This window comes from Allokutzneria sp. NRRL B-24872 (assembly GCF_002155965.1).
Lineage (GTDB): Bacteria > Actinomycetota > Actinomycetes > Mycobacteriales > Pseudonocardiaceae > Allokutzneria.
Genome location: NZ_MUMH01000007.1, coordinates 1 through 14,000 on the forward strand (window position 1 = coordinate 1; position 14,000 = coordinate 14,000).

Annotated in this window: 19 protein-coding genes; 4 read left to right on the forward strand and 15 right to left on the reverse strand. The window is 70.5% G+C overall.

Translation table 11 applies throughout. From position 1 onward, the window contains the following. Positions 1 to 743 (forward strand): serine hydrolase (locus tag CCN37_RS39575; protein WP_168200478.1); only part of this gene is annotated, 743 nt, incomplete at its 5' end. Here the strand turns inward: CCN37_RS39575 and rdgB are convergent. Then, positions 729 to 1,337, reverse strand: coding sequence for an RdgB/HAM1 family non-canonical purine NTP pyrophosphatase (gene rdgB / locus CCN37_RS01350; RefSeq protein ID WP_086818760.1), 609 nt, complete (start codon positions 1,335 to 1,337; stop codon positions 729 to 731). The two genes, CCN37_RS39575 and rdgB, sit on opposite strands and share 15 nt — an antisense overlap. After that, entirely contained in the window at positions 1,334 to 2,092 is a 759-nt protein-coding gene (gene rph / locus CCN37_RS01355) for a ribonuclease PH (RefSeq protein ID WP_086818761.1), read from the reverse strand. Before rph ends, rdgB begins: the two co-directional genes overlap by 4 nt. A gap of 73 nt (positions 2,093 to 2,165) precedes the next feature. On the opposite strand from rph, the gene CCN37_RS01360 reads away from it, so the two are divergent. Further along, the gene (locus CCN37_RS01360) at positions 2,166 to 2,681 is read left to right on the forward strand and encodes a DUF2231 domain-containing protein (RefSeq protein WP_086818762.1); all 516 of its coding nucleotides are present in this window, start codon (positions 2,166 to 2,168) and stop codon (positions 2,679 to 2,681) included. Here the strand turns inward: CCN37_RS01360 and CCN37_RS01365 are convergent. From CCN37_RS01365 to CCN37_RS01380, 4 genes are read right to left on the reverse strand one after another with little or no spacing between them, the layout of a single operon-like run. Further along, positions 2,637 to 3,464 carry an MBL fold metallo-hydrolase gene (locus CCN37_RS01365; RefSeq protein ID WP_086818763.1) on the reverse strand — a complete coding sequence of 276 codons (828 nt, stop codon included), beginning with the start codon at positions 3,462 to 3,464 and terminating at the stop codon, positions 2,637 to 2,639. The genes CCN37_RS01360 and CCN37_RS01365 overlap by 45 nt on opposite strands. A gap of 48 nt (positions 3,465 to 3,512) precedes the next feature. Further along, on the reverse strand, positions 3,513 to 4,337 hold the full coding sequence (gene murI / locus CCN37_RS01370; RefSeq protein ID WP_086818764.1) for a glutamate racemase: 825 nt from the start codon (positions 4,335 to 4,337) through the stop codon (positions 3,513 to 3,515). Next, positions 4,334 to 4,984 carry a rhomboid family intramembrane serine protease gene (locus CCN37_RS01375; RefSeq protein ID WP_371503577.1) on the reverse strand — a complete coding sequence of 217 codons (651 nt, stop codon included), beginning with the start codon at positions 4,982 to 4,984 and terminating at the stop codon, positions 4,334 to 4,336. Before CCN37_RS01375 ends, murI begins: the two co-directional genes overlap by 4 nt. Positions 4,985 to 5,019: 35 nt before the next feature. Next, a complete protein-coding gene (locus CCN37_RS01380) occupies positions 5,020 to 5,625 on the reverse strand; it encodes a hypothetical protein (protein ID WP_086818766.1) in 606 nt (201 codons plus the stop codon). Positions 5,626 to 5,705: 80 nt separating this feature from the next. On the opposite strand from CCN37_RS01380, the gene CCN37_RS01385 reads away from it, so the two are divergent. Continuing rightward, a complete protein-coding gene (locus CCN37_RS01385) occupies positions 5,706 to 6,548 on the forward strand; it encodes an SMP-30/gluconolactonase/LRE family protein (RefSeq protein WP_210407821.1) in 843 nt (280 codons plus the stop codon). Here the strand turns inward: CCN37_RS01385 and CCN37_RS01390 are convergent, their stop codons facing one another. The 9 genes from CCN37_RS01390 to clpS form a co-directional block, all read right to left on the reverse strand. After that, positions 6,549 to 7,499, reverse strand: coding sequence for a PLP-dependent cysteine synthase family protein (locus CCN37_RS01390; protein WP_086818768.1), 951 nt, complete (start codon positions 7,497 to 7,499; stop codon positions 6,549 to 6,551). Positions 7,500 to 7,503: 4 nt separating this feature from the next. After that, entirely contained in the window at positions 7,504 to 7,782 is a 279-nt protein-coding gene (locus CCN37_RS01395; RefSeq protein ID WP_086818769.1) for a MoaD family protein, read from the reverse strand. A gap of 82 nt (positions 7,783 to 7,864) precedes the next feature. After that, positions 7,865 to 8,341, reverse strand: a complete 477-nt coding sequence (locus CCN37_RS01400) for a Mov34/MPN/PAD-1 family protein (RefSeq protein WP_086818770.1) — start codon at positions 8,339 to 8,341, stop codon at positions 7,865 to 7,867. Positions 8,342 to 8,466: 125 nt separating this feature from the next. Continuing rightward, a complete protein-coding gene (locus CCN37_RS01405; protein WP_086818771.1) occupies positions 8,467 to 9,186 on the reverse strand; it encodes a DUF2017 family protein in 720 nt (239 codons plus the stop codon). Further along, positions 9,179 to 9,436: an ATP-dependent Clp protease adaptor ClpS gene (locus CCN37_RS01410; protein ID WP_168200479.1), complete on the reverse strand. Its 258-nt coding sequence runs from the start codon at positions 9,434 to 9,436 to the stop codon at positions 9,179 to 9,181. The genes CCN37_RS01405 and CCN37_RS01410 overlap by 8 nt, the downstream gene beginning before the upstream one ends. A gap of 39 nt (positions 9,437 to 9,475) precedes the next feature. Beyond that, on the reverse strand, positions 9,476 to 10,573 hold the full coding sequence (locus tag CCN37_RS01415; RefSeq protein WP_086818773.1) for a ThiF family adenylyltransferase: 1,098 nt from the start codon (positions 10,571 to 10,573) through the stop codon (positions 9,476 to 9,478). 95 nt (positions 10,574 to 10,668) lie between these two features. Beyond that, positions 10,669 to 11,727 (reverse strand): P1 family peptidase, encoded by a 1,059-nt coding sequence (locus tag CCN37_RS01420; protein WP_086818774.1) that lies wholly within the window; start codon positions 11,725 to 11,727, stop codon positions 10,669 to 10,671. Next, the gene (locus CCN37_RS01425) at positions 11,720 to 12,310 is read right to left on the reverse strand and encodes a DUF2017 domain-containing protein (RefSeq protein WP_086818775.1); all 591 of its coding nucleotides are present in this window, start codon (positions 12,308 to 12,310) and stop codon (positions 11,720 to 11,722) included. The genes CCN37_RS01420 and CCN37_RS01425 overlap by 8 nt, the downstream gene beginning before the upstream one ends. Continuing rightward, on the reverse strand, positions 12,307 to 12,606 hold the full coding sequence (gene clpS / locus CCN37_RS01430) for an ATP-dependent Clp protease adapter ClpS (protein WP_086818820.1): 300 nt from the start codon (positions 12,604 to 12,606) through the stop codon (positions 12,307 to 12,309). The genes CCN37_RS01425 and clpS overlap by 4 nt, the downstream gene beginning before the upstream one ends. 105 nt (positions 12,607 to 12,711) lie before the next feature. Between clpS and CCN37_RS01435 the strand changes: the two genes are divergently transcribed. Continuing rightward, positions 12,712 to 13,998, forward strand: a complete 1,287-nt coding sequence (locus CCN37_RS01435; RefSeq protein ID WP_086818776.1) for a nicotinate phosphoribosyltransferase — start codon at positions 12,712 to 12,714, stop codon at positions 13,996 to 13,998. The last annotated feature ends 2 nt before the right edge of the window (positions 13,999 to 14,000 follow it).

Consider the following 14,000-nt stretch of genomic DNA (forward strand, 5'->3'; position numbering starts at 1 on the left):
ACACCCCCGCACCGCCGCCCCGCCAGCCCGGCCCTCGGCAGCCGGTGGACCAGCTCGTGCGGAGTTCGCTGGCCAAGGCGGTGGGCCGCTCGACCGTCTCCGCGCAGGTCTTCGACCGGCAGCGCGGCACCTCGCTGTTCGAGGAGAGCGCCGACCGCAAGTTCCGCTCCGCGTCGCTGGTCAAGCTGATGATCGCGATCGACGCGCTCGCCAGGGGCTCCGAGCGCGCGGGCAGCACCCGGATGACCCAGATGCTCTCGCTGAGCCACGACGACTCGGCCAGCGCGCTGTGGGTGGCCGGTGGAGGTGGCCAGATCGTGCGCCGAATCGCGGACCGGCTCGACCTGGACGCCGAGCCGCCGCAGCCGGACGGGCGCTGGGGCAACACGATGATCTCCGCACGGGACGTCGTGAAGATCTACGACCACATCCTCGACGAGCTGCCGAGAGCGGACTCCGAGACGATCATGCGCGCGCTGCGGTCCGCCCCCGAGATCGCCGCGGACGGTTTCGACCAGCACTTCGGCATTCCGCGCGCGCTCGACGGCCTTCCATGGGCGATCAAGCAGGGCTGGTCGGCCGGTGGCGGCAGCATGGAGCTGCACACCACCGGCGCGATCGGCGACGACGAGCGCTTCGTGGTCGTGGTGCTCACCAAGACCGCGGGCGGGGCGGAGTGGGGCTGGGGGTCGCGGATGACCACCGCGGCCACGCTCGCCCTGCGCCCGCTACTGGTCCGCTAGTTCGCGCAGGTGCGGCAGCAGGGCGCGCAGCGCGAGCCCCCGGTGCGAGGCGGCGTCCTTCTCCGACGGGTCCAGCTCCGCGGAGGTCCGCTCGGAGCCCTCGGGGAAGAAGATCGGGTCGTAGCCGAAGCCGTTGGTCCCGCTGGGCTGCTTGGCGATGGTGCCGCGCCACTCGCCGCGCACGACGAGCTCCTGACCACCCGGCAGCGCCAGCGCGGCCGCGCACACGAAACCGCCGCCGCGCCGCTCGTCCGGGGTGTCGGAGAGCTGGGCGAGCACGAGGGCCGTGTTCGCGGCGTCGTCACCGTGACCGCCGGCCCAGCGCGCGGAGAGCACGCCGGGCATGCCGTTGAGGGCGTCGATCGCGATACCGGAGTCGTCGGCGATCGCGGGCAGACCGGTCGCCGCGACCGCGTCCCGCGCCTTGGCCAGCGCGTTCTCCTCGAAGGTCGCGCCGGTCTCCGGGGCCTCGGGGAAGGGGTCGACGTCGTCGAGCCCGACGATCTCCACCCCGCGCACGCCCTCGGCCTCCAGGATGCGGCGCAGCTCGCCGAGCTTCTTGGCGTTGCGCGAGGCGAGCAGGACGCGGGTCATGCCTTCGGCCCGCCGGGCAGCTCGCCCGGGTACGGCGCCGCGAGGGCCTCGGCCTGCAGCCGGGACAGCTGCGCGCAGCCCGCGAGCGCCACGTCGATCATGCGGTCCAGCGTGGACCTGGCGAAGGTCGCGCCCTCGCCGGTGCCCTGCACCTCGACCAGGGTGCCCGCGTCGGTGGCGACCACGTTCATGTCGACCTCGGCGCGCGAGTCCTCCTCGTACGGGAGGTCCAGTCGCACTCTGCCGTCGACGACGCCCACGCTGACCGCCGCGATCGAGCAGGACAGCGGCTTCGGGTCGGCGAGCTTGCCCGCCGCGCCCAGCCAGGTGATCGCGTCGGCCAGCGCCACGTAGGCGCCGGTGATCGCCGCGGTCCTGGTGCCGCCGTCGGCCTGGATCACGTCGCAGTCGATCGCGATGGTGTTCTCGCCGAGCGCGGACAGGTCGATGCACGCGCGCAGCGAGCGGCCGATCAGCCTGCTGATCTCGTGGGTGCGCCCGCCGACGCGGCCCTTGACGGACTCGCGGTCGCTGCGGGTGTGCGTCGCGGAGGGCAGCATCGCGTACTCGGCGGTGACCCAGCCCTTGCCCGAGCCCGCGCGCCACCGCGGCACACCGTCCTGCGCGCTCGCCGCGCACAACACCTTCGTCTTGCCGAACTCCACGAGCACCGAACCCGCTGGCCACTCCTGGAAGCCACGGGTGATGCGGATATCGCGGAGTGCCTCATCGTTCCTGCCGTCGCTACGCGCCACCCGCACAGATTAGGCGTTCACCAGATCGGCTTGTCGTTGAACCACCCCGAGCCGCGCCGCGTTGAATACCTACATGGTGCTCGCACAGGACTTGACCACGATCGACGGACTGCCGCTGCACCCGCTCGTCGTGCACGCCGTCGTGGTGCTGCTCCCCCTGGCCGCGGTCAGCGCGATCCTCATCGCGCTGCGCCCGGCGTGGCGCCGCCGCTTCGGCTGGCCGGTGCTCGCGGTGACCGTGCTCGGCGCCGCCTCCGTGCCCGTGGCCGCCTTCAGCGGTGACCAGCTCAACGCGGCGCTGGGCGGCGGCAACCCGGTCATCGCCGAGCACTCCGCCCGCGCGTCGGTGCTGCTGCCCCTCGCGATCGGCTTCGCCGTGGTGACACTCGTGCTCGTGTTGTCCGGACGCGTCGCTGACCGCGAAGCGGACCCCACGGACTCGCGTGCGCGCGTTTGGCGCCTTATAAGCGTCGCGGCGGCCGTACTCACCGTTGTGCTCGCCGTGGGCACCACGGTGCAGGTGGTGCGCACGGGGCACTCGGGCTCATCGGCTGTGTGGGACGGTCGCGTGCCGACGAATGGCGGCTGAGCCGTTCTGCGGACCGATCGGGTAGGTGACGCCTTGCTCAGCGAGCTGGATCGGCCCCGCGAACACCGCGCGGGCTTCAGCGAGCATCGCGCGTCGATCGGTCCACGGCGGCACGTGGGTGAGCAGTAGCTGACGGACGCCCGCAGTCCTGGCCAGCTCTCCCGCCTCCCTACCGGACATGTGCACGTCCACCGGATTCGCGGGACTGTGTGGCCACGATGCCTCGGACAGCAACAGGCTCGCGTCCTGGGCCAGTCGCGCCAATGCGTCGCACGGTCCACTGTCACCGGTGTAGACGAGGTGCTGCCCCGCGTGCGAAACGCGGAATCCGAACGCCGTGCACGGATGCGCAACACGCGCTGCCGTCACCTCGAACGGTCCTATGTGGACAGTTCCTTCCGCCAGAGCGTGAAACTCGTACACGTCTGAAAGGTCGGTCAGCGCGCGCTCTTCCTCGTTCGGCGCGTACGCGGCGGCGAGGCGGGTCGGCGCCTCCTCGGGCGCGAACACCGGCAACCGCTGCTCTCGCGGGTCGTATGGCGGCGCCGGGTGGTAGCGGCGGAGCACCGTCAGCGCCGAGAAGTCCGCGCAGTGGTCGGGGTGCAAATGTGAGAGCACCACGGCATCGACCGAGAACGGGTCGCACCGCGACTGGAGCGCGCCGAGTGCTCCGTTGCCCAGATCGATGAGCAGACGAAACCCTTCCGCCTCAACGAGATAGCCGGATGCGGGGGCGTTGGGACCCGGAAGGCTGCCCGAGCAGCCGAGGATGGTCAGCAGCACCCGTCGAGAGTGGCACGACCGGGCTCGCGCGCCCAGAGGTCGTTCCGGTCAACCAGTGCTCGGCGCCGGTAGCAATCCGTCACCCGAGCCGGTCACCGTGCCGAGCACGGGCCCGAGGAAGCGGTTCGCCAGCTTCGTGAACGGCTGCGGCGGCCCGGTCGCGACGAACTCGTGGTGCGGCGGCTCGTCAGCGGGCTCGGCGAGCAGGTCCTCGGTGGTGAGCACGCGCAGGACGTCTTTCGCGGTCTCCTCCGCACTGGAGACCAGCGTGACCGCGTCGCCCATGACGAGCTGGATCACCCCGGTCAGCATCGGGTAGTGCGTGCAGCCCAGCACGACGGTGTCGACCTCCGCGCGCTGCAACGGTTCCAGGTAGCTCTGCGCCAACCCGAGGATCTGTCTGCCCGAGGTGACGCCGCGCTCCACGAAGTCCGCGAAGCGCGGGCACGCCACGCTGGTGACACGCGTGCCCGGAGAGACCGCGAACGCGTCCTCATAAGCACGAGAAGTGACGGTGGCGCGCGTACCGATCACACCGATGCGCCCAGTGCGACTGGTCGCCACGGCGCGCCTCGCGGCAGGCAGCACAACCTCGACCACCGGTACGTCGTAGCGCTCGCGCGCGTCGCGCAGGCACGCGGCCGACGCGGAGTTGCAGGCGATGACGAGGGCTTTGACCCCACTGGCCACCAGGCGGTCCGCGACGCCGAGCGCGTGCTCCCTGACCTTCGCGATGGGCAGCGGCCCGTACGGGGAGTTCGCCGTGTCGCCGACGTAGCGCAGCCGCTCGGCGGGCAGCTGGTCGAGGATGGCGCGGGCGACGGTCAGACCGCCGACCCCGGAGTCGAGGATTCCGATCGGAGCGCTGCTCACATCCCGAGGTTACCGGGGAGTTCGGGCTTGCTCGCCGCCTGCTGCCGCCCCGCCTTCGCCACCAGCCACGCGGCGAGCACGCCGCCGACCGCGCCGAAGAGGTGGCCCTGCCAGGAGATCCCCGGCTGGCCCGGCAGGATGCCCCACAGCGCGCTGCCGTAGAGGAAGAACAGCGCCACGGCCAGGCCGATCTGCAGGAAGCGCCGGGTGAGGAACCCGCGCAGCAGCAGGAAGGTCAGCCAGCCGAAGATCAGGATCGACGCGCCCGCGTGGATCGTGCCCGTCGGCGCGGTCAGCCAGACGCCGAGGCCGCCGACCACCCAGATGGACGCGGTCACCGCGACGAACTGGCCGATTCCGCCCGCCATCGTCAGGAATCCGAGCACCAGCACGGGAATCGTGTTGGCCGCGAGGTGGTCCCAGCCGAAGTGCAGCGCCGGGGCCCAGATCACGCCGGTGAGCCCGGACAGCTCGCGCGGGGTGATCCCGCCCGCGTCCAGCGCGCCGTTGGTGATCACGTCGACCAGTTCGAGCAGGTACAGGACGGCGACGAAGCCGGCGATCGCGAAGGCCGCCTGCTTCGGCTTCGCGGGCAGCACGCGCGCGTCGGCACGGGGCGTCGGGGTCGTTCCAGGAACCGGCTGCACGCTTTCGAGGCTACGTCAGCGCCCTGGCCAGGACATCAGGGTCGAACCCTGATTCCCTCGGCGGTGATCAGCCACGACGCGCCGCACGCGGCGGCCGCGGCGATCGCGTGCGCGGCGATACCGGACACCGACGCGTGGGTCACGAAGAACAGCGTCAGCGCGAAGAGCAGGAACAGCCACGTGGCCGTGGTCCCTGCCTCCTTATCGGTCCCGAAGGCCTTCCGCGCGGCCAGCACGCCGAGCCACCCGGCGACCACGACGTACGGGCCGGTGTGACCGATGTGCGAGGCGTTCATCCACAGCGCGAGGCCGCCGACCACCCAGCTCACCGCGGTGATCACGGCGACGTGGCGCACGCCGAGGTGCCGCAGCGCCAGGAAGCCGATCGGCACCGTCCACGCGAGCGCGACGACGAGCTGGCCCAGGCCGCTGGTCATCAACGGCGCCCACAGCACCGCGAAGAAGCCGAACGGGCTGTCGTGCGAGATGCCTGGCAGCCACAGCACCGGCGACACCACGGACTGGAAGACGGAGACGCCGAAGAGCACCGCCGCCACGCCGAGCATGATCCGGCCCGCGGCCTGCTCGGAGACGGCGTTGCCCCGCTGGCTGGCCTGGTGGAGCGGAGTGGAGGCGAACATGAAGGAAACGCTAGGTCCGCGGTGGTCCGCGCACATCAGGGGTGACCCGGATTCACGTCTCAGGGGGCTAAAGTCGCCTGGTGATCGCTGAGGTGGCGCTGAAGGCCGAAGCCGAGTTGGGCGAGGGGCCGACCTGGGACATCACCACGGGCACGTTGCTGTGGGTGGACGTGCTCCGCAAGGAGGTCCACCGGTTCCACCCCGAGCGCGGCACCGACGACTCGATGGTGATGGGCCAGCACGTCGGCGCGGCCAAACCGCGCACGCGTGGCGGTCTCGTGCTCAACCTCCGGGACGGGATCGCGTTGTGGGACAGGGACGACAGCAAGCGGTGGCTCGTCTACTGGGCCCGTGACGGCGTGCGCGGAAACGACGCTGCCGTGGACCCCGCGGGGCGCTTGTGGGCCGGAACGATGCGCTACGACGAAGCACAGGGCGGCGGTTGGCTCGCGCGCGTGGAAGCGGACGGCGCGGCCAAGGTCGTGCTCGACGACGTGACCGTCAGCAACGGCATCGGCTGGAGCCCTGACAGCTCGCTGATGTACTACGTGGACACACCGACGCGTCGTGTCGATGTCTTCGACTACGACCGCGAATCAGGCAACGCGGTCAACCGACGTCCACTCTGCACAGTGGACGGTGACGGCGTGCCGGACGGACTGTGCGTGGACGCGGACGGATGCGTGTGGGTGGCACTGTGGGACGGTGGCGCCGTACGCCGCTACACGCCTGACGGTCGCTTGGACCGCGAACTGGCACTACCGGTGTCGCGTCCCACCGCGTGCTGTTTCGGCGGAGACGGCTTCACGGACCTCTACGTCACGTCGGCGCGCTCCGGTCTCCCAGAAGAGACGCACGCAGGCTCTGTGTTCGTTTTCCCCAACGTGGGCCAGGGTGTGCCCACGCCGCTCTTCACGGGCTGACTACGCCCAGAGGTGGCCGTCGATGCGCGCGGCGGCCTCTTCCAGGGTGCCGGAGTAGGCGCCAGTGGACAGGTACTTCCACCCGGCGTCCGCGACCACGAACGCGATGTCGGCGGTCTCCCCCGCTCCGACGGCCTTCTCCGCGACCGCGAGCGCCGCGTGCAGCACCGCGCCGGTGGAGATGCCCGCGAAGATGCCTTCCTGCTCCAGCAGCTGGCGGGTGCGGCGGAGCGCGTCGAGCGAGCCGACCGAGTAGCGCCCGGTCAGCACGTCCGGGTCGTACAGCTCCGGGACGAAACCCTCGTCGAGGTTGCGCAGGCCGTAGACCAGCTCCCCGTAGCGGGGTTCGGCCGCGACGATCTGCACGTCCTCCCTGTGCTGCCGCAGGTACCGGCCCACGCCGACGAGCGTGCCCGTGGTGCCGAGCCCGCCGACGAAGTGGGTCAGCGTCGGCAGGTCGCGCAGCAGCTCCGGCCCGGTGCCCCGGTAGTGCGCCTCCGCGTTGGAGGGGTTGCCGTACTGGTAGAGCATGACCCAGTCCGGGTTCTCGGCGGAGATCTTCTTCGCCGTGGCCACCGCCTGGTTCGACCCACCCGCCGCTGGCGAGGTGATGATCCTGGCGCCGTAGGCCAGCAGCAGCTGCCGCCGCTCCACCGAGGTGTTCTCCGGCATCACGCAGACCAGCGCGTAGCCCTTGAGCTTGGCGACCATGGCCAGCGCGATCCCGGTGTTGCCGGAGGTCGGCTCCAGGATCGTGCAGCCGGGGCGCAGCCGGCCGTCCCGCTCCGCCGCCTCGATCATGGCCAGCGCGGGGCGGTCCTTGATCGAGCCGGTCGGGTTGCGGTCCTCCAGCTTGGCCCACAGGCGCACGTCAGCGCTCGGCGACAGCCTCGGCAGCCCGATCAGCGGGGTGTCGCCGAGCGCGTCGAGCAACGAGTCGTACCTGGCCATGCGCTTAGCGCGCGCCGCCGGCGACGGCCGGGAGGATGGTGACGTTGTCGCCGTCCTTGACCGCTGCCTCCAGGCCACCGGCGAAGCGCACGTCCTCGTCGTTGACGTAGACGTTGATGAAGCGGTGCAGCGAACCGTCCTTGACCAGACGGGTCTTCAGGCCACCGTGGCGGCTCTCCAGGTCGTCGATGATCTCGGCGAGCGTGACGCCGGACGCCTCGACCGTCTTCTCGCCACCGGTGTGCGTGCGCAGGATGGTGGGGACGGAAACGGTGACGGCCATGGTGGATTCCTCCAGTCAGCGAACGGACTTCAACACCTGAACCCGCGCGCGAGCCGGGATGTTCCCCGAGGGCGCGGCGGTCTCAGCGACAGTCGGGGACGTCGTCAGGGCCGGTGTTGGAGAGCATGAAGCGCTCGATGGACGCGTCGTAGGCGTCCACGATCTCCACCGGCTCCTCGGTCACCACACCGTCGACGATGCGGTAGGAGCGGAACTCGTGCTCCTGCGGGTCACGGGTGGAGATGAGCACGTAGTGCGCTCCCGGCTCCGCGGCGATGTTCACGTCGGTGCGCGACGGGTACGCCTCGGTCGCGGTGTGCGAGTGGTAGATGACCACTGGCACCTCGTCGTTGGACTCCAGTTCGCGGTGCAGGCGCAGCTGCTCCATGGAGTCGAACTGGTAGAAGGTCGGCGAGCGCGCCGCGTTGGTCATCGGGATGAACCGCTCGGGCCGGTCTGAGCCCTCGGGACCGGCGAGGACGCCGCACGCCTCGTCGGGGTGGTCCTCGCGGGCGTGCGCGACCATCGCGTCCACGAGGTCACGTCGGATCACCAGCACGCGGCCATCCTACGGGGGTGAGGAAGGCCGTCCCAGAATGTGAGCCCAGCACGCGCTGGTCAGCGCCGGGCACGCTGACGAGGTCCCGTTCGCTGAGAACCCACCGGCCTCAGCTGCTCAACCACTTATAAGGATTCCCGAGGAGCTGTAGCGGGCTCGCTGTGCCCCCACGCCACTGCGGCTTCCAATTGCTGCGCGAGATCGGGGCAGGCCGCGTGCACCAGCACCTCCATCAGGTCCTGGAGCATCGTGAGCGTGGCCGCGGCGTCGTGGCCCCCGACTGTGCGGTGCATGAGCCGCGTGCCCTTGCGTGGGGAGAACAGGAACCGGGCCGCACCGAGCGCGGTCATCCAGTCGTCGAACTCGTCGGGGTCCAGTCGCACCTCGGCGACCCCGGTCCAGGTGCCGAGCACCCTGCGCGTGGAGACCAGTACCTCCGCCCGCACCCCTGGCTCCTGGCGGGCGCGGAAGTCCGCTGAGATCGTCGGGTCCGCGCTGACAGCGGGGAACATCCGGCGTAAGAGGATCGTCTGCGAGAGCCGCACGCGCCTGCCGAACGGCCCGCGCCCGGCGTCGGGCACCGTCCCCGACTCCAGCACGTCCAGCAGCTGGCGCAGCACCATCCGCACCGTCGCGGCGGCGGTCGGGGTGAGCCTGAGTAAGACCCGGTCGCCCTCGCGGGCCGTCTGCGCCGGGACGTCCTCGGGGGCTGTCTGCCGCTCGGTGGCGGAGGTCAGCATCTCCGGAGACGCGGTGTCGGTCGCCGTGCCGGAGGACCCGTTCTCGGGGTCGAGCACCTTCTCGGAGGACCCGGTCGTGCTGGGGTCGAGGCCCTTCTCAGCCAACGGTGGCCACCTCGGTCCTGGCGAGGCCGCCGCGCAGCCCGCACACCATCAGCCCCGCCACCAGGCGTTCCGCCTCGGCGCGCTCGGTGAACCTGGCGACCTCGGCGTAGCCGTGCTGGTGGATCATGATCATTGTGCGGGCCGCGTCGATGAGGGACATGCCGCACACGCGATACAGCACGTACTGCACGACGTGGGTGGTGTTGACGTCGTCGTCCCAGACCAGGACGCGCCAGCTCGCGTCGTTCATCGGGCCAGTATGGCGGGAGGGCTCCGCCATCCGAACAGGTCACCGCCCCGATTTCACCCCGCAGGCCGCGCAGTCGGCACGCCTCGGTGCCTCGACGACGTGCGCGCGCTCCGGGGAGACGAGGTTGACGCCGTCGATCCGCCCGGAGCGGACCGGGCTTATTCCGGCGATCAGGGAAATGACCGCATAAGACGCCGCGAATCCCGCGATACCGGCGGAAGCGACATGCGCCGCATTGCTCGCGATTTCAGCCTCTTGAACGGGATCGGCGGGCCGAAGACATTCGTGGCAGGCACCGAGTCCGGGAACGTGAACCGCCACCGCGGTGCGCGGACCGTGGTAACCGACGTCCACCCAGGGCGTCCGCGTGCGCAGACAGGAGCGGTTGAGCCGCTCCCGGACACCGCCGGGCCGCCCGGTCGCCAGCGCCAGGACGTCGAAGCGGCGCGCCAGGGCGGTCAGGTCCTCCGGCGCGGAGACGCGCTCGGAGCCGATGGTGACGCTGATGTCGGAGTTGACCGCGCGCAGCCGGGCCGCCGCCGCCTCGGCCTTGCCCCGGCCGATGTCGGACTCGGCGAAGAGCACCTGGTGGTTGAGGTCGGCGAGCGCGACAGTGCCCCCGTCGACGCAGTGCAGATGCCCGATACCGCTCGCGGCCAGCGACAACGCCAGCGCGCCCCCGGTGCCGCCGAGCCCGATCACGGCGACGCTGGCGTCCCGCAGCTTGAGCTGGGCCTCCCACCTGCTGGGCCTCGGCGCTAGGTCGACCCACCGGTAGAAGCGGGCTCCGCGCGCGTACCGCGTCCGCTCGCGCTCGGTCAGTTCCTTCGGCTCGTCCGGTCTGGTGTCCTCGATGTAGCCCATGCCGATGAGCTGGCCGAGGACGCCCCGGATGTCCTCGCGGGTGCTGTCCGGGTGCCGTTGCGAGACGTGGTCGACGGCCTCTCCCGCGGACCGGGTGCCGTCCAGGCTCTCCAGCAGCGTCCACACGGCACCGGTGGGATCGGCGATCTCGGTCGAGATTCCGTGCACGGAACCACCGACCCGGATTCGATCAGCGGAAATCCTGTGCGGCGCGTGCTCCGGTTTCACCCTCGGCTTCGCGCGCTCGACGAACTTCACGGTCAGCACCCCCATTCGCGGCGAACCTAGCGGCGCCGGGAAGCGAGCGTCAATTGATCTGATACTCCGTTGGCGAAAACCTGAGCAGGATTTGACAATTGACTTCGAAATTATTTCGGGACGCCCCGAAACGCCGACGGGTAGAGGTCGCGGTAGGCGGGCCTTCCGGAGATCTCGGTGGCCGCGAGCACGGCGTGCACGACCGAACGGGCGACCGCGTCCGCGGCGGCCGCGCACAGCAGGTCGAGCCGGGGCGGGCGCTTCTCGTCGGCGCGGTACGGGTGCGCCTCGTCGGCCGGCAACTCACGCTCCCCCGTCGCGAGCACGAAGAACGTGTCGCCGTCGTACATCGTGTGCGCGGGCCGGACCGCGCGTGCGAGCCCGTCGTGGGCCGCGATCGCCAACCGCTGGCACTCCGCCTTGCTCAGCGCCGCGTCCGTCGCGATGACACCGATGGTGGTGTTCAACGGCGCGGGTTTCACGGCGAGCCGCTGACGCGCGGCTTCGATCTCACCCGTATTGGGCGCCACGACGCCGAACTCGCCGTTTACCTCCAACGACGCACACCACGGCAGACCAGTCTTCAAGTCCACGGCGTCGCCGCTGGCGTTCATGGCGAGCAGAACGCCCACAGTGCAACCGTCGGCCAGAACAGTGCTAGCGGTACCGATACCGCCTTTAAGCACTCCCGCAGTCGCACCAGTGCCCGCGCCGACACAACCCATCGCAACAGCACCGTCAGTCGCGGCGGCGCACGCGGCATAGCCGAACTCCGCGTCCGGACGGTTCCCCCAGTCGGACAACGGGAGGTCGAACAGCACCGCAGCGGGAACCACGGGCACGACCTGCCCCGGCTCCGCGCCGACCTGCAACCCGATCCCGCGCTCGCCGAGCCACCGCATCACACCGTCAGCGGCGGCGAGCCCATAAGCACTGCCGCCGGTCAGGCACACCCCGTGGACGCGCTGCACGAGCGTGGACGGCTCCAGCGCGGAGGTCTCACGTGTGCCGGGAGCCCCACCGCGCGTGTCAACGGCGGGCGTGCCGCCCTTGTCCACCAACACGACCGTGGTCCCGGTCGCCCACCCGCGACTGTTTTGCTCGTAGTGCCCGACGCGAACCCCAGGAACGTCCGTGATCGCGTTGTGCACACCGGGCAAATCAGTCATAAGCAGGATCGTCGTCGAACAAGAGCTCGTTGACCAGACTCCCCTGCACCCAGGTGAGCCACTGGTAGACGCCGTAGTGCGGAGCGCGAGGATCACTCGGGTCCAGCTCGTCGGGCATGTCGTCGGTGAGGTCGAGCGCGGTGCCGAGCGCGATGCGGACGTCGTTGAGCGCCGCGACCCAGGACTCGGCCTCGGCCTCGGTCAGCCGCGCGATCCCGCCGTCGACCGGACAGGTCTCCATGACGACGGTGGTCGCGGCGGTCTTCGCCTCCAGCACGGCGGGCTCGTGCAGCGACCGCAGCGCGGCGGCCGAGTTCGCGTGCTCCGCGTCCAGCTCCCCGTCCGGGTCGTCGAGCCCGGCCCGGTGGAAGTCGGGCAACAGCCGAGCCATGATCGGGTTCTCCGGGGGGAGCGACGGCCCGGTGCGGATGCCGGTCAGCTCGGCGAGCTCGTCCTGCGGGGCCTCCTCGGCCCTGCCGACGAGCATGTCCCTGATCTGGTCGACCATGCCGCGGATGAGCGCGGCCTCCTGCTGCGCGAGGGTCGCCACGAGGCGATCCCCTTCACGGCGCCAACTGTTCACGAGTCCCGCTGCATGGTCGCCCAGAGGCCCGCGGCGTGCAGCTTCGCCACGTCGACCTCGACCTTCTCCTTGGCACCAGAGGTCACCACGGCCTTGCCCTTGTTGTGCACGTCGAGCATCAGCTTCTCGGCGTGGTCCCTGCTGAAGCCGAAGAGCTTCTGGAAGACGTGGGTGACGTAGGACATCAGGTTGACCGGGTCGTTCCACACGACCGTCATCCACGGTCTGTCCTGAGCTCCGACCGCGTCTTCGGTCGGCTCGACCTGTGTCCGATCCTGCGCGAAAAGCGTGGACATGGGAACCATGGTGTCACGCTCCCACGACAGCTGCGAACGGCACGATCAGTGCATTGAATGACATTCGCCGCTCACGGGTGAAGCGCGGTCGTAGGCTTCCTGCTCATGACGGCGCCGAGCACCGCTTTCCTCACCGACCACTACGAGCTGACGATGCTGGCCAGCGCGCTGCGCGACGGCACGGCGGACCGGCCGTGCGTGTTCGAGCTGTTCGCGCGGCGACTGCCGACGGGCAGGCGCTACGGCGTGGTCGCGGGCACCGGTCGGTTCCTGGACGCGCTCGCGGACTTCCGCTTCGGCGACGAGGAACTGGCGAAGCTCGAAGCGTCCGACGTCGTCGATCGCGCAACGCTGGACTGGCTGGCGAACTACCGCTTCAGCGGCGACATCGTCGGTTACCCGGAGGGCGAGCTGTACTTCCCGGGCTCTCCAGTCATGACGGTGACCGCGTCCTTCGGCGAGGGCGTTCTGCTGGAAACGCTCGCGCTGTCGATCCTCAACCACGACAGCGCCGTCGCGTCCGCCGCGGCGCGGATGTCCTCCGCTGCCAACGGTCGCAGGCTCATCGAGATGGGTTCGCGGCGCACGCACGAGGAGGCAGCCGTCGCGTCGGCTCGCTGCGCGTACCTCGCCGGGTTCACCTCAACGTCCAATTTGGAGGCTGGTCGGCGCTACGGCATCCCGACCGGGGGCACGTGCGCACACGCGTTCACGTTGCTGCACGACAGTGAAGAGGACGCGTTCCGCGCACAGGTCGACGCGCTCGGCGTGGGGACCACGCTACTCGTGGACACCTACGACATCAGCAGGGGCATCGAGCGCGCCGTCCGCGTCGCGGGGCCCAAGCTCGGCGCGGTGCGCATCGACTCCGGTGACCTCGGCGTGCTCGCGAGGCAGGCTCGCGAACAGCTCGACGACCTGGGCGCGCGCGAGACCAAGATCGTGGTCTCCGGCGACCTGGACGAGTACTCGATCGCCGCGCTGCGCGCCGAGCCGGTGGACGCCTACGGCGTGGGCACCTCGCTGGTGACCGGCTCCGGCGCTCCGACGGCGGGCATGGTCTACAAGCTGGTCGAGGTGGACGGCCGCCCGGTCGCGAAACGCAGCTCCCACAAGGAGTCCCGGGGCGGGCGCAAGGCCGCGCTGCGCCGCTACAAGGCGACCGGCACCGCGCTGGAGGAGGTCGTCTACCACGTGGACGGTCCCACGCCGGAACGTCACGATCACGACAGGGAGATGCAGATCCCCCTGGTGCGCGCTGGACAGGTGGTGCCGGACCTGCCCACCCTGGACGACGGCAGGCAGCGGCTGCGCCAGGCACTGGTCAGCGTGCCGTGGGAGGGCTTGGCGCTCTCCGGCGGCGAGCCGGTCATCCCGACTGTCTTCGCGTGAGG